This window comes from Lebetimonas sp. JS085 (genome assembly GCF_000523295.1).
Lineage (GTDB): Bacteria > Campylobacterota > Campylobacteria > Campylobacterales > Nautiliaceae > Lebetimonas.
This window is the reverse complement of the sequence record NZ_ATHR01000001.1, coordinates 731083-745756: the sequence shown is the minus strand read 5'-3', so window position 1 is coordinate 745756 and position 14674 is coordinate 731083. Positions and strand designations below refer to the sequence as shown.

Below are 14674 nucleotides of genomic sequence, written 5' to 3'. Positions count from 1 at the left end.
CATTCCCTGAAAATACACGGAAAATTTTCCGTGATTTTAATCGTCATCGTCTATATGGCTGCTTTTTATAACATATTTTGAAGGATAAGGCGTATTATAGCCTTTTGCAGAATACCAAATCATTTTATTGAGCAAATCATCATTTGCTGAATTATCCATTTTTGTATCCAATTTTGATGCTATTTGAGACCATTTACGAGCCAATCCACTTAACTCATCAGGTTTTGGAGTCATATTATCAAGAGGTATCTGGTTTTTAACATTCGTATAAGGGGTGAAATCAGGTTTATTTGTAAAACAGCTGTACATAACAGGGGCAGTTGCGTCATTAATATTCATAGGAGGAATTCCTAAAATTCTTTCTATAGTATGCAAAACCGATAACTGTGTATAAAAAGTATGAATTACCTGGTGTTTTTTTGAATAAGGGCTGATAACCCATGCAGGACCTCTGTATGAAGAAACATGGTCCCAGCCGTCCTGGGTATCGTCTTCCAATACAAAAATTACAGTATCTTTCCATATAGGGCTGTGCGAAACGGCTTCTACAATTCTCCCCAAAGCCAAATCATTATCCGCAACCATTGACGCAGGTGTCGGATATCCAGGTTTTAGATGAGAAGTATGGTCAGCCGGAAGAGCCATTATGGTAAAATCAGGGAAATTACTGTCAGTTGCTTTTTTAATATCTTTAATAAATGCGTCCGCCCTTATCTCGTCAGGTATTCTGTGATGATCATATCCCGGATATGTATTTGAAGTATATTTTGCAATATTGTTTAAAGATACATAATTTTTAAACGGTATTGAAATTCCATTCTTATAATCAGTGTAAAACTGTTTCCATATTGAATATTTTGGAACATCAGCCTGAACATTTTCACCGTAATTTTTAAAAGTATGTCCGTGGAAAAGAACATCATCCCAGATATATCCTGTTTTTGGTGAAACCATCGCATCCAAAATTACATGAGGATATCCCCTGAACCAGCCTCTTACATTTTTTTCCACATAATCATCCACAAATGCACTATCACTCCAAGGATGTCCTTCGGCCGAACATTTGCCTACATCATAAAAATTATCCAAAAGTCCGAATTCACGTGCTAATTTATGCATATTAGGAGTAACTTTTTTACCGAATACCGTTAAATAAGCTTCCCCGTTACCTTCTTTCATATCACCTAAAACCTGGTCATACGTTCTGTTTTCTTTTATAATATAAATAACATGCTTAAATACAGAAGGTTCCCCGAGTCTTTCAGGAACCGGAACAGGTTTAACATTTTTTCTCGGAGGAAGCATAGATTCTTCGATTGCTTTTTTAAGTTTTCTATATTGCATATTGGTCTTAACCTGATTTGTCCAGTATTGTAAATCCTCTTTTTCAAGCTCAGGCAATTTTATATCAGAAATATATGCAAATTCTCTGTGTGTATTGTAATACCCAGCAGTTGAAATGTTTTTTCTTCCTTTTTGAGGATAATTCAATTTGAAGTGTTTGTCATTTTTATTTTGAGTTGTAGCTCTTGAATAAAGCCCTTCCGTATCGGCTACATATAACTTTTCCCCGTCTTTTGAAACATCAAGCCCCCCAGGATACGCACCTGTTGGGATAAGTCCGATTACTTGATTATTACTTAAATCAATTACACTGACACAATTAAGGTTTCCATCCGCCACAAAAAGAAATTTTTCATCTGGGGACAGCGCCAGGGCATCAGGAGAAAATCCGTAAGGAACCCTGTTTGGTGAAACACCTATATTTTCAATTTTATAAGTTTTTGTGTCAATAACCGAAACAGTATCGGAGTTTGCATTTGCCACATAAACTTTGCTTCCTTCTTCGTTTGAAATAATGTCATTCGGATGAAGCCCCACGTTTAAGGTTTTTATTACATTGCCGTTTTCATCCATAACGCTTACAGTGCCGCTTGCCGCACTTTCACTCATGGAATCAACCTTTATAAATCCTGCTTTTTCATCATTCCATCCGCCTTTTGAAACAATGTCATTATACGGATTGGCTAATTTCCCTCCCCAGTTTGTAACAAAAATTTTCTTATTGGCAATTGCCAAGCCGTATGGGAAATTTCCTTTTGTCCCTTTTTCCCAAACCAATTTTTTTGTGGCCACATCTATTTTTGCTACTTTATCAGCACCGTTAAGTGTAACGTACATATATTTCCCGTCTTTTGAAAATTTTATATCGTTAGGAAGTGCGGGTCTGCCGTTTTCTTTATCAAAATGATAAAATTTACTTATTGCCGCATTTGTACCTGTTAAAGCGGCTTCCAGAATATCTCCCAAACTTGTTGTCCAGTAAATATGTTTTCCGTCTTTTGAAAAAGCAATTCCCGAATACATATTACCTGAATGTTTTTTAGATAAAAAAGATTTTTTAAGATTAATTTCATTTATAACTTTATCTGTTTTTGTATCAATCAATGTTAAATAAAACCTCCCCTCAACCGCAAGTATTTTCCCATCCGGCGAAAGCCTGCAGTCCATTGCATGCTGCTCTATGTCCGCAGTTCCGTATTTTATTAATTTGCCTGCGGGTGTTAACCTATCTCCGGTCGGTGCAAAATATTCATTTTGAACATTTTTTGATTGTCTGTCCAAATTCATATTGTTTGCACATCCGCTCATCATTATCAAACCAATTGATAACATCAAACCGTATTTTCTAATTTTCATTCCCTCTCCTTAAAAGTTTTTCAAAAGAAAGTATAGGAAATTAAAATAACATTAAAATAACAATTAAAGATATCTTTTTTTCTTTTGCGGCTTAATGGTAGAAATATCAACCAATACAAAACTGTCAATACAATTGTTAAAATCCTCATCCACATTGTAATCTATAAAGCTGGCTCCTTCTCTTTCGCATAAATCAGTATATTGCTTATATAAAGTAGGAATAGAAGTATTATAGTAATTTAGATAGCTTCTTAAAATATTAAAATCTTCTTTTAAACCGCCTTTAAAAACAGAATTAAATTCTTCCAATGAATTTTTTGAAACAATAAAAGGATTTTTTGCTTTTACTAAATGTTTGTTTTTTCCATAATATTTATCAAAATAATAAATTATCATCTCCTGGGCAAAAAGAGGAATTTCAGTGCTTAAACTCACAGGCCCGAAAAGATATCTAATATTATTTTTACTTTTAATATAAGCACCTATTCCCTGCCAAAGTAAATCAAGCGCCCTGCTGCCCCAGTATTTTGGTACTACAAAACTTCTTCCAAGTTCTATTGCATTCGGTAAAATTTTTATAAACTCATCACCGAATTCATACAAAGTATTGGTATAAAACCCTTTTTCTTTAAATTTTTTATATATAAACTCTCCATTTCCTATTCTGTAAGAGCCCACTATTTCAAGTTCATCTTCATTCCATAAAATTATATGGTCATAATAATAATCATACTTGTCTTTATCTTTTCTTTTACCTGTCCCCTCGCCCACTTTTCTGAATGTATATTCCCTTAGCCTTGCAATCTCTTTTAAAATAACACTGTCTGGAGAATATTTATACAGATATATAATTTTTCCATCGGTTGTTTTTCCTAAAACTTCGCAGCGCTTTAATTCATCTTTAAGCTCTTTTTTATCAACAGGATGAATAATCGGTTTTTGAGTTTGGTAAACTTCCTTTTTATTTTTTCCAATTTTATAAAGATGTTTTTTAAAAAGTTTTACCTGATATTGTTCATCAATTTTATTATCAAAACTATCAAACGGGATTAATTCTCCAATTTTAAATTCAAGATGCGAATTTTTTTTCTTAAACATTTCATTAAATAAAAGAAGAGAAGATAAATTTTTATTAATCAAAGACATACTGTAAAATATTTTGGAATTTTTAGCTTTTATAAAAACAGGTAAAATCGGGGCTTTATTATGTTTTGCAAAATGTAAAAATCCTTTATGCCATTTGCCGTCCCTTATTCCTGTGGGAGTCGGCCTTGAAACTTCACCCGAAGGAAAAATTATTACAGCTTCCTCATTATGAAGGGACTTATTAATGTTTGATAACGAAGCTTTTGTAATTTTATTGTCAAAATTATCAACCCCTATTAGAATAGATTTTAACTGTTCAAGTAACAACAAATTATTTGCCATAACCTTTATATCTTTTCTGACCTTCTTTACCAAATCAATAAGACAAAATGTATCTAAAATACCCGTCGGATGATTCGCGATAATTATAATCCTGCCGTTTACGGGAATATTCTCTATCTCAGATACTGTATATTTATAAGAGAAATTTAACTTCTCAAGCGCTTCCTCAATGAAAGTAAAAGGCTCTTTTTGGGGAAATTCTTTTAAAAATTCGTCAATTTCATTTTTATGGACAATTTTGTTTATTGTTTTAATTACACCTTTAGAGACAGGTTTTGGAAGCTTTTTTAACTGAGGATATTTTTTAAGACTGTTTTATTAATATTTAACATAAAACCTCCATTTTTTCATTATTTTAAAATGTTAAAATAACATTCAAATAACAAAAAGGAAAAAAGTGTATTTAGTTACTCAGGAAAGATTAGGTAAAATGAAACAAATTTTAAACACAAGACAGCGGGATTTAAGGGTTTTTATGGATTATGTCTATTCCGCCCACAATCTCTCGGCAATTGTCAGGACCTGCGATGCCGTAAATATAGGAAAACTTTATTACAGGCACCAGAAAAAAGTAAAATTAAACAATGATATAACTATGGGTGCCCATAACTGGATATTTAATGAATATATTAACGATATAGAAAAATTTTATCAGGATATTAAAAAAGAAGGCTATCAGGTGGTAGTTACCATGCTTGATGAAACTTCTGTTGATTTTAGAGAAGTTGATTATACAAAACCTACTTTAATAGTTCTTGGCAACGAAGTTGATGGTGTAAGTGATATTTCAATTAAATATGCAGATAAAAAAGTGATTATTCCAATGTATGGAATGAGTCAGAGTCTTAATGTATCTGTGGCAAATGCAGTAATGCTGTATGAAGCCCAGCGTCAGAGACAGGCAAAAGGAATGTATAACAAACCTCAGCTGCCACCTAAACTTATTCAAAAAACCCTTAAAAAATGGGCTTATGATGATATTATTGAAAAAGAACTAAGGAGGGTGAGACATAAAAAATCTAAAATTCAATAATTCTACCGACTCCGCCCGGTATAAAATTTTCCCCATAAGTTTCTTTAAACATCCCTATTGCCAAATCACCGCTGCAATGAGTTGGTGTTACATATTCAACCCCTAAATTTTTAAGTTCATTTATAACTTCAGCAATTTCTTCTTCACTGCTTCTCATTAAATGAAATCCTCCAAGTGCATAAAGCACCGGTTTATTTAGCATCTCAATTGCTCTTTTTACAATATTTACAATCCCCGGATGCGCACAGCCTGTAACAACTATTGAAAACTCTCCTTCATCAATTACAAGGCTTTGTTCACCAATTGGATGCATAACTCCGGTTGAATAAAAATTATCAAAAAGTTTAGTGGGATATTCATTAATAACTTTTACTTTTTTGCTTAATTTTTTTAAATCCCTTATATATAATGCTGATAATGAATCCGGTAAAAACATTGTTAAATTTCTGTTTATATCAACCACAGAATCAATTCCTCCTATGTGGTCCCAGTGAGGATGTGAAATAAAAAGATATTCAAGTTTTTTTATATCAAATCCCATTTTTGAAATATTCCTGATTAGCGCCCTTCCGTTAGAACCTGTATCAAACAAAAAATTATCATTTATAATACATCCAAATCCCCAAAAACTCTCTAATTTTTCATTTGCCCTGTAATTATCAAAAACTATACTGAATCTCATTTTCTTCCCCTTATAACCTTAAATGCCCCGCCGTTGCAACTTTTTATTTCAAAACTTAAATTATCTAAACCCTCTCCGTATAAATTTTCCACACATTCAAATTCACTAAATCCGGCTTTTTGAAGTAAATCAATTATATCATCTTTTGTAAAAAAGATAGCTTCTTTATAAAATTTAGACTTAAATTTATTTTTTTCATAAAACATGCCAAGAGGAGAGTTTAAATCTACAAAAGCTACAATTACAAACCCGCCTTGTTTCAATGCTTTATATGTGTTTTGAAGCGTTTTAAGTGGGTCTTTTACAAAACAGATTGTTGTTACAATCAAAGCAAAATCAAACTCTTCCTCGAAATCCATCTCCTCAGCTGTAATATTAATTACTTCAATGTCTCTTTTTTTGGCGATTTCGCTCATTTCTTTGCTTGGTTCAATCCCAACTTTAATGCCAAGAGGTGCTGCAAACCTGCCGGTTCCCACCCCTATTTCAATACCTTTTCCCTCAGGCAATAATTCTTTAATTGTTTTTAACTCCTCTTCATAAATTTTTGTATGTTTTTCAAACCATTCTTCGTAATCTTTTACTAAATTATCAAAAAGCATTTGTTATTCCTTCACCATAGAATTAAAGCATTCCTGCAATTCTTTTATAACTTCCATATTTGGTTCTAAAAAAATTCTGTTACCTATTTTTTTCATTTTTATTAAATTGGCTTCTTTTAATTCTTTTATATGTCTTGAAATAGTGGGCAGTGAATATTCAAACTGTTCGGCAATAACCCCTACACACAAAGCCTGGGAAATAATATCATCTTTTCTGGCTTTTTTGTTAATTCCACAAACATAAGGTTTTCTTAAAATATTTAAAAAAATTTCAAGCCTCGTCTTATGGCCCAGGGCTTTAAAAGCCTTGACTTTTTCTTCAAGCGTCAACATAAAAATCCTTGATTTTTTTTATAAAAGATTATACCATACGCTTTAATATTTAGCAAAAAAGCTAAATAGCTAAATTAGTAAAAAGGAGCGGATATGAATCAAAAAATTTTATTTATTTTCAACCACGAACCATATGACGGCAGTGATATTGCATGGAACGGGTTAAGACTTGCCAAAACATTGTTTGAAAACGGAAATGATGTCAGAATTTTTTTAATGAATGATTCTGTGGATATGGCAAGGGAATGTTACAAAAAACCTGAAACCTATGATACGGATTTAGTTGCAATGCTTAAAGAGATGTATCAAAACGGAATAAAACTAAAAGTTTGCGGAACATGTCAGGCAAGATGCGGAATTTATAAAAACCAGCCATATTTTGAAGATACCATAAAAGCTACGATGCAAGACTTGGCAAAATGGGTGGAAGAATGCGACAAAGTAATAACTTTTTAATTTCTTCTTCTGCCAATTTTAACCCAAAAGGGAATGTAACCCTACAAAAAGCAAAAACAAAATAAATAAAATTCTAAGCCAGAGTTTTGGCATTTTATGAGACATCCATGCCCCTATATAAGTGGAAGCCATAGAAATTGGGGCCACAAATAAAACAGCCGGAAAATATACATATCCAAGCGTCCATTGAAAATGGACTTTATTAAAACCCAGAAAAATATACATTAACATTCCGATTATTCCAAGCGGCAGTATCAATGCCGATGTAGTGGCTGTCGCTTTTTTAATGTCAATTCCGTATTTTAACAAAACAGGTGTTATAAAAGCTCCTCCTCCTATTCCGAACATTCCGGATTTTAATCCCATGACAATTCCTATAACCATTTTTACAACAAAAGGAATTTCTTTTTTTTCAAATTCTTTTTTTAATTTATATTTTTTAAATGTATTTATAATCATATTGATACATAAAATTAATATAACCAGTCCGAAAAATTTTTCAAGCAGTTTTGAAGGAAGATAGGTTGCTATAAGAGCCCCTATAATATTAAAAGGCACAATATATAAAATTAATGTTTTAAAAAGTTTCCAATCAATTCTTTTTTGTTTTTGATAAGAAATAATATTTCCTACAACAGTTAAAGAAACAATTGCCAAAGAAGTGCCTGAGACAAAATGCATATACTCATTATGAAACAGTCCAAAATGTTTAAAAATCAGCAAAAGCCCGGGTACGATTACCAAACCCCCGCCGATTCCCAATATGCCCGCAAGTATACCTGTGATAATACCTAATATTATATAATATAAAATCATAAAAAGCCTTATTTACAAATTAGGTTATTATACTAAAAATTTCTAAATTCTACAGGAATGGAGGAAATTATTTGCGAACGGTCAAGTTTTCTTTTTTGAGGTCCGATATTTCCAAGAGTTTCTTTTTCACTTTCAAAAAAATTCTGAAGATAATACGTTTTTTTATATCCCAAATCATACAAAACATCAATAATTTTGTTTATATCTTTTTCATTCAGTAAATCAGTATGCACGGTAGTTCTTACTTCAAAGTCAATATTGCTTTTTATTAACATTTCAAGTGTTTTTTCAAATTTATCATAATATCTGTTTTTGGTAATCTGTTCAAATTTTTCAGGAGGGGCTTTAAAATCAAGTGCTATGTAATCCACTAAATTATTTTCAACCATTTCTTTAATTATTTCTGTATTAATACCGTTTGTATCGAGTTTGATTTCAAAGCCCATATCTTTTATTTTTTTAGCAAAATTTATTAAATTTGGATAAAGCGTGGGGCATCCCCCGGTAAATGTCACTCCGTCAAGCAACCCTGTTCTTGTTTTTAAAAATCCGATTATTTCATCTTCTTCAATTCTCTTTTTACCGAACACAACATCTTTATTGTAACAATAAGGGCATCTCATATTACATCCGCTAAACCACAATATGGCACAAAGCCTTCCGGGAAAATCAAGGGATGAAAATTTTTGAATGGAATAAATTCCGTTCATTAACTTTCTTTAAAATATTTTCTTTCTCTGTGCTCCGCCTTTTTACCTATATTGAAACTCTCAACAGGTCTGTGATATCCCATAACCCTTGTATAAACCATACATTTTTGTCTTTTTTCTTTTAATTTTTCCAAAATTTCTTCTTTAGATAATTCTTTTACTTTCATATTCTCTCCTTTTTTAGATTAGTCATCGATTTTATATTTTCCTTCTTCAATTTCCCTTAAAAGCTCTTCATCACAATAAGGACAGTATTCATGTTCACCCGCTATATATCCGTGTTTTGGACATACACTAAACACAGGCGTTATTGAAATATAAGGCATTCTAAAATTAGAAATTGCCTTTCTAACCAGCTTTTTAGCAGCTTCGGGTGAGCTTAATTTTTCACTCATATATAAATGCAATACCGTTCCCCCCGTATACAAAGTTTGCAAATCATCCTGCAGACTTAGGGCTTCAAAAGGATCGTCTGTATAATTTGCAGGAAGCTGGGATGAATTCGTATAATAAGGCGCATCTTCATACCCCGCCTGAATAATATTTGGAAATCTTTTTTTATCTTCTTTTGCAAACCTGTATGTTGTCCCCTCTGCCGGAGTCGCTTCAAGGTTATATAAATTTCCTGTAATTTCCTGATATTTTATAAGCTTATTTCTCATAAATTCAAGCACTTCTTTTGCAAATTCCACTCCCCAAACAGTTGCTATATTTTCCCTATCACTTGTAAAATTTCTTATCATTTCATTTATACCGTTTACGCCGATTGTGGAAAAATGGTTGTTAAATCCCGGCAAATATCTTTTTGTATAAGGATAAAGCCCCCTGTCATACATTTCCTCTACAAATTTTCTTTTCTTTTCCAAGGTTGATTTAGCCAAATCCATTAAATATTCCAATCTTTCAAGTAACGCTTCCTTATCGCCTTTAAACAGATACCCAAGTCTTGCCATATTGATAGTTACAACACCTATACTTCCTGTCATTTCGGCACTTCCGAAAAGCCCGCCGCCTCTTCTTTTAAGTTCTCTCAAATCGAGCTGAAGCCTGCAGCACATACTTCTGACCGCTCCGGGCTCATAAGCATTTGGATTTCTCACCCTGTTTCCGTTTTCATCTGTAATATACTGACTACCTATAAAATTTTGAAAATAACTACTTCCTATTTTTGCGGTGTTTTCCCAAAGAGCCTTAGCAGCAGGTGAATCCCAGTCAAAATCTTCGGTAATGTTTACCGTAGGGATAGGAAAAGTAAAAGGCTGGCCTATTGCATCACCTTCTGTCATTACCTCATAATAAGCTTTTATAATTTCCTGCATTTCGGGCTCGAAATCTTTATATGTGGCATCTGTCAGTTTTTTGATATTGGGGTTCCTTTTTTGTAATTTTTTCAATAATTCTTCATCTTCCATACCTTCAAGCAAATGTTTATTGTTTCTTGTCGGTATCTGGTCTTTCAAATCATCCGGAACCGTAAAATCTATGGTAATGTTTGTAAAAGGACTCTGTCCCCACCTTGCAGGAACATTAAGATTATATACAAAACTCTCAACCGCCTCTTTAATTTCATTAAATTTCAGTTTATCTTTAAACACATAAGGGGCCAGATATGTATCAAAACTGCTGAATGCCTGAGCTCCGGCCCATTCACTCTGAAGTATTCCAAGAAAATTCGCCATCTGTCCAAGAGCACTTCTGAAATGAGAGGGCGCCTTGCTTTCCACCCTTCCCCTTACTCCGTTAAACCCTTCATTTAAAAGATTCCTTAAACTCCAACCCGCACAGTATCCGCTCAGACAGTCCAAATCATGTATATGATAATCCCCGTCTCTGTGGGCCCTTCCCTCTTCGGGAGAATATACCTTATCAAGCCAGAAATTAGCAATAACTTTTCCTGCGGTATTATTAATAAGTCCTGCATGTGAATAACCCGTATTGGAATTGGCGTTTATTCTCCAGTCCTGTTTATTAATATACTCTTCGATTGTTGTATTGCAGTTTATATATGTAGCATCTTTATTTAATAAATTTTCTCTTTGAAGTTTATGCAAATGCCGATAAAGCATAAAATTTTTCATTACATCAAAATATCCGTGTTTATAAAGAGATTTTTCTATTAAATCCTGAATATATTCGACTTCAGGTGTCTCTATTTCTTTAATCTGTTCAATTACTTCATTAAACACATGAGGGTCATATTTAACATTTGTGGCATCAAAAGCCTTAATTATCGCTTCTTCAATTTTATAAGGGAAATAGTTTTGATAACTTCCGTCTCTTTTTATTACTCTTTTCATTTTTCAGCCCTTGGAGTTTTTAAAATTATACATCTATAAACTTAATAAAAGCTTAAAAAAGCCCGGGATTACCGGACTCTTTTTGTCCTAAACAATCATTCATTCCCTATATTGGGGCTTAAGAAACCACTTTATATTTAAAAATTTTTCCTGCAAACATCGGTTTAATTTCACCCACAATATATGGGGCTGTCCATTCCTCTTTTATTAATTTTACTTTTTTCTCCGGCACATCAATATTGAAATTTTCTCTTGCATTGTTGCTTACAAATTTTTGAAGTGTTTCTATATCTTCTTCAAAAAATTCGGCAAGTGCCGGAAGTATTATAGGGGCGCTGAAAATTCCCGCTGCACCTTTTAATTTGTTTTTTATCGGATGAGGGGCCGAATCGCTTCCAAACATAACTTTTTTATGACCGGATTTTACAAATTTTTGGATTGCATTCCTGTCTTTTGGAGTTTTGACAACAGGCTTGCAAAAATAATGGGGATTTAGCATTCCACCTGCAACCTCATCAAGCGTTAAAAGAAGATGATGAAGCGTGATGGTCGCATACAAATTCTCATATTTATCAAGCAAATCCAATGTTTGGGCAGTTCCGACATGCTCCATTATAATTTTTAATTTTGGAAAATCACGGGCCAGTTTTTCATAAACTGGAATAAATTCTCTTTCCCTCTCCATTACAAATCCGTGGGTTTCACCATGAATACTGAGAGGAATTCCAAGTTCCTGCATCATTTCAAGTACCGGATAAACCGTTTCAATTCCCCTGACACCGCCTTCACTGTTAGTTGTAATTCCGGCGGGATAAAGTTTTACAGCAAAAATAAACTCTTTTAATTCTTTTAATTCTTTTTCTGAATATTCTCTCATAAAAACATTCATTAAAGGAGTAAAATCTTTGGAACTGCTTAAAATTTTCTCTTTATATGAAAGAAGTCTTTCCTTATTATCAACGGGCGGTACTAAATTCGGCATAACAACTGCCGCTGCAAACTGACTTTCAGTGTAAGGTAAAACATCTTTTAATATTTTGCCCTCTCTTAAATGCAAATGCATATCAATCGGAGTATTTAAAATCATTATTATCCTTTATTTTACAATTTCAATTTCTATATTATAAAATTTTTCTAAATTTTTAAAATCAAAATCAAATGTAATAATCTTTTTACAAAACTTATTTGCCGTTTCTAAATGAATAAAATCATTAATATTTCTACATTTATTTAATTTTATACATTTTTGATAAGCATTTAAAACATCATGTTTATTAAAAGTAAATTGACAAAATTTAGAATAAAAATCAATATGTTCCCTACATTCATTAATAATTTTTAGTTTTGATAAAGTAAAAATATATTCACTTATTACAAGAGAAGAAATTACAAACTCATCGTGTTCTAAGGCATCTTTTATCAATTTTTCAGCCAATAAATATTTTTCTTCATCTTGATTTAGCGTATTATAAATTAAAACATTAGTATCAAAATAAATCATTATTTACCTCATTTTCCATACCTTTATAATATGAAACTTTGGGTTTAACTCTTTTTTTAGTAATTTGTTTAAATTCTTCTAAATCATTTTTATTTTCATTCTTTGGAAAAATTAAAATTTCAATTTCTTTTCCAATATATTCTTTTGGTATATGAATAATTAATTTTTCTTTATCTGGCTTTACAATTTCTCTAATCATTATATACCTTTACAAAACAAATTTTATATCTTTATGTTTATTGAGACGCTTAAAAAATTCATTTCTTTCTTCCTCACATGTAACATAAACCTCAAATTTTTGTGAGTGGTATTTTCCGTGCGATTTTGAATCTTTAATTTCACATTCCTGGTTGTTTATACACTCTTTTACGGCTTTTTTCATTTTTTCTTTATCTTCTCCAATAATAGTATATCCCCATATTCTCGGATATTCTATCTTTTTTTCCATATTACTCCTTTAATTTTATATTAATTTATTATATAATTATATCATAAAGGGGAGAGATGCCTGTAATAATCTTGTTTATATTACTTTCAATTCTTAGCGCCGAAAATATTACACTGGATTTAAAATGGAAAAACGCTTTTCAGTTTGCCGGTTTTTATATGGCCAAAGAAAAAGGATTTTACAAAAAATATGATTTAAATGTAACTTTTAAAGAACTTAGTGATAATAATCCTATAAGCGATGTTTTAAATAACAAAGCTCAGTTTGGAATTGCAAATTCCTCTTTAATTTATTATAAACTAAAAGGAAAACATGTAGTTGCCCTTATGCCTGTTTTTGAGAATACCCCTATTGCAATTGTTTCAACCGACCCTAAAGTAAAAACACTTAAAGATTTAAAAAGAAAAATAATACATACCCCTAAAATGGCATTTTATAACATCGCTATCATCGGAATGTTAAAAAAAGCCGGTATAGACTTTAAAAAAATTAAAATTACCAATAAGATTTTTAGCGAAACAGATTTAAAAAAAAAGGGTGTTTATATTATTTACATAACCGACCAATTATATTGGCTTGAAAAAACAAAATTCCATACAAACTCTTTTCGCCTTTAAATGAAGGCATCGATGCTTATGGTGATGTATTGTTTACATCCGAAAGTTATTTAAAAAATAATCCCAAAACAGTTAAAAATTTTGTAAAAGCCACCAAAAAAGGGTGGGAGTATACAAAAACCCATATAGATGAAACTGTAAAAACAATTCTCAGAAAATACAATACACAGCATTTCACTTATAAAAAATTAAAAAATGAAGCATATAAAACTATCCCGTTTTTATCGGAAAATTATCTTTTTAACAGAGACAAAATAAATCAGCTTAAACTATTATACCAGTTAATTTTTAATATAAAAAACGATTTTGATTTTTTTGATTTTGTATATTCCCCTTATATCACAGAGAAAACAGAAAAAACCTTTATAGAAAACAACCTCATTCATTGTATATCCACTTCAACCTGGCCGCCTTTTAATTTTTTACAAAATAATGAATTAACGGGAATATCTATAGATTTTTGGAAAAATATCAGTAATAAAATCTATCTAAAAAAATTTTGTGAAATTGCACCTGATTTTACGACTGAATTAAATAAAGTAAAAAACAAAGAAGCAGATGTTATTCCAAATACAACCGATACCCCGGAAAGAAAAAAATACGCTATTTTTACAAAGGCATATGTAAGTTATCCCATTGTGATAGCTACAAAAAACAATGTAAATGTTATTTTAAATATGGAAGATTTATATAACAAAAAAATTGCCGTAGGAAAAAATTATACGGCATATGAATTAATTAAAAAATATTATCCAAAAATCAAAATTGTTCCTGTAAAAGATTCCGAAGAAGGTTTAAAACTTTTGGAAAAAGGGGAAATTTTCGGAGTTATTGATATTTTCCCCACACTGGCATATTATATATCCAAACATAAATATTTAAATATTTCTATAAAAGGAATAACACCTTTTTCTTTCCCTCTGAAATTTATGATAAGAAATGATTACAACACATTAAAAAATATTTTAAATAAAGTTATAAACGATATTCCAGCAAAAGAAAAAGTAAATATATTAAATAAATATGTTTCGGTAAACATTTATGAAGGAAT

At 31.5% G+C, this 14674-nt stretch carries 13 protein-coding genes and 2 pseudogenes; 3 read left to right on the top strand and 12 right to left on the bottom strand.

From position 1 onward, the window contains the following. Positions 1 to 36: 36 nt before the first annotated feature. Together DZ68_RS0104180 and DZ68_RS10005 are read right to left on the bottom strand one after the other, a co-directional pair. A complete protein-coding gene (locus tag DZ68_RS0104180; RefSeq protein WP_024790761.1) occupies positions 37 to 2700 on the bottom strand; it encodes a bifunctional YncE family protein/alkaline phosphatase family protein in 2664 nt (887 codons plus the stop codon). A 63-nt stretch (positions 2701 to 2763) separates the two neighbouring features. Beyond that, complete coding sequence (locus tag DZ68_RS10005) at positions 2764 to 4374, bottom strand: lysophospholipid acyltransferase family protein (protein ID WP_369792402.1); 1611 nt, start codon at positions 4372 to 4374, stop codon at positions 2764 to 2766. A gap of 151 nt (positions 4375 to 4525) precedes the next feature. Here DZ68_RS10005 and DZ68_RS0104170 point away from each other — a divergent pair, with 151 nt between their 5' ends. Then, entirely contained in the window at positions 4526 to 5161 is a 636-nt protein-coding gene (locus DZ68_RS0104170) for a TrmH family RNA methyltransferase (RefSeq protein ID WP_024790760.1), read from the top strand. On the opposite strand, the gene DZ68_RS0104165 is transcribed toward DZ68_RS0104170, so the two are convergent. Genes DZ68_RS0104165 through DZ68_RS0104155 form a run of 3 tightly spaced genes read right to left on the bottom strand, consistent with a single transcriptional unit; the run spans position 5148 to position 6778 of the window. After that, the gene (locus DZ68_RS0104165) at positions 5148 to 5843 is read right to left on the bottom strand and encodes an MBL fold metallo-hydrolase (protein WP_024790759.1); all 696 of its coding nucleotides are present in this window, start codon (positions 5841 to 5843) and stop codon (positions 5148 to 5150) included. The genes DZ68_RS0104170 and DZ68_RS0104165 overlap by 14 nt on opposite strands. Further along, entirely contained in the window at positions 5840 to 6445 is a 606-nt protein-coding gene (locus DZ68_RS0104160; RefSeq protein ID WP_024790758.1) for a class I SAM-dependent methyltransferase, read from the bottom strand. Before DZ68_RS0104160 ends, DZ68_RS0104165 begins: the two co-directional genes overlap by 4 nt. Positions 6446 to 6448: 3 nt before the next feature. Further along, positions 6449 to 6778 carry a helix-turn-helix transcriptional regulator gene (locus DZ68_RS0104155; RefSeq protein ID WP_024790757.1) on the bottom strand — a complete coding sequence of 110 codons (330 nt, stop codon included), beginning with the start codon at positions 6776 to 6778 and terminating at the stop codon, positions 6449 to 6451. Positions 6779 to 6871: 93 nt separating this feature from the next. On the opposite strand from DZ68_RS0104155, the gene DZ68_RS0104150 reads away from it, so the two are divergent. Further along, positions 6872 to 7234: a DsrE/DsrF/TusD sulfur relay family protein gene (locus tag DZ68_RS0104150; RefSeq protein ID WP_035908145.1), complete on the top strand. Its 363-nt coding sequence runs from the start codon at positions 6872 to 6874 to the stop codon at positions 7232 to 7234. 18 nt (positions 7235 to 7252) lie between these two features. Here the strand turns inward: DZ68_RS0104150 and DZ68_RS0104145 are convergent, their stop codons facing one another. The 7 genes and pseudogenes from DZ68_RS0104145 to DZ68_RS0104110 all read right to left on the bottom strand — a co-directional run bounded on the left by DZ68_RS0104145 (position 7253) and on the right by DZ68_RS0104110 (position 13006). Next, a complete protein-coding gene (locus tag DZ68_RS0104145) occupies positions 7253 to 8050 on the bottom strand; it encodes a sulfite exporter TauE/SafE family protein (RefSeq protein ID WP_024787385.1) in 798 nt (265 codons plus the stop codon). Positions 8051 to 8082: 32 nt separating this feature from the next. Further along, positions 8083 to 8760, bottom strand: a complete 678-nt coding sequence (locus DZ68_RS0104140; RefSeq protein WP_024787384.1) for an anaerobic ribonucleoside-triphosphate reductase activating protein — start codon at positions 8758 to 8760, stop codon at positions 8083 to 8085. Beyond that, a pseudogene (locus DZ68_RS0104130) lies at positions 8760 to 11057 on the bottom strand (ribonucleoside triphosphate reductase). The gene DZ68_RS0104140 and the pseudogene DZ68_RS0104130 overlap by 1 nt, the downstream one beginning before the upstream one ends. A 118-nt stretch (positions 11058 to 11175) precedes the next feature. After that, entirely contained in the window at positions 11176 to 12144 is a 969-nt protein-coding gene (gene pyrC / locus DZ68_RS0104125) for a dihydroorotase (protein WP_162147226.1), read from the bottom strand. A gap of 9 nt (positions 12145 to 12153) precedes the next feature. Further along, positions 12154 to 12558, bottom strand: a complete 405-nt coding sequence (locus tag DZ68_RS0104120; RefSeq protein WP_024787380.1) for a type II toxin-antitoxin system VapC family toxin — start codon at positions 12556 to 12558, stop codon at positions 12154 to 12156. Further along, positions 12545 to 12757, bottom strand: a complete 213-nt coding sequence (locus tag DZ68_RS0104115; protein WP_024787379.1) for a hypothetical protein — start codon at positions 12755 to 12757, stop codon at positions 12545 to 12547. Before DZ68_RS0104115 ends, DZ68_RS0104120 begins: the two co-directional genes overlap by 14 nt. A gap of 9 nt (positions 12758 to 12766) precedes the next feature. Then, positions 12767 to 13006, bottom strand: coding sequence for a DUF493 domain-containing protein (locus DZ68_RS0104110; RefSeq protein WP_024787378.1), 240 nt, complete (start codon positions 13004 to 13006; stop codon positions 12767 to 12769). A 56-nt stretch (positions 13007 to 13062) separates the two neighbouring features. On the opposite strand from DZ68_RS0104110, the pseudogene DZ68_RS11340 reads away from it, so the two are divergent. Next, positions 13063 to 14636 (top strand): annotated as a pseudogene (locus DZ68_RS11340) (transporter substrate-binding domain-containing protein); the annotation flags it as partial. Positions 14637 to 14674: the final 38 nt, after the last annotated feature.

Coding starts and splice junctions, on each gene's coding strand:
- DZ68_RS0104180 (WP_024790761.1), bottom strand. CDS start 2,700: ATGAAAATTAGAAAATACGGTTTGATGTTATCAATTGGTTTGATAATG.
- DZ68_RS0104120 (WP_024787380.1), bottom strand. CDS start 12,558: ATGATTTATTTTGATACTAATGTTTTAATTTATAATACGCTAAATCAA.
- DZ68_RS0104140 (WP_024787384.1), bottom strand. CDS start 8,760: ATGAACGGAATTTATTCCATTCAAAAATTTTCATCCCTTGATTTTCCC.
- DZ68_RS0104145 (WP_024787385.1), bottom strand. CDS start 8,050: ATGATTTTATATTATATAATATTAGGTATTATCACAGGTATACTTGCG.
- DZ68_RS0104150 (WP_035908145.1), top strand. CDS start 6,872: ATGAATCAAAAAATTTTATTTATTTTCAACCACGAACCATATGACGGC.
- pyrC (WP_162147226.1), bottom strand. CDS start 12,144: ATGATTTTAAATACTCCGATTGATATGCATTTGCATTTAAGAGAGGGC.
- DZ68_RS0104155 (WP_024790757.1), bottom strand. CDS start 6,778: ATGTTGACGCTTGAAGAAAAAGTCAAGGCTTTTAAAGCCCTGGGCCAT.
- DZ68_RS0104165 (WP_024790759.1), bottom strand. CDS start 5,843: ATGAGATTCAGTATAGTTTTTGATAATTACAGGGCAAATGAAAAATTA.
- DZ68_RS0104160 (WP_024790758.1), bottom strand. CDS start 6,445: ATGCTTTTTGATAATTTAGTAAAAGATTACGAAGAATGGTTTGAAAAA.
- DZ68_RS0104110 (WP_024787378.1), bottom strand. CDS start 13,006: ATGGAAAAAAAGATAGAATATCCGAGAATATGGGGATATACTATTATT.
- DZ68_RS0104115 (WP_024787379.1), bottom strand. CDS start 12,757: ATGATTAGAGAAATTGTAAAGCCAGATAAAGAAAAATTAATTATTCAT.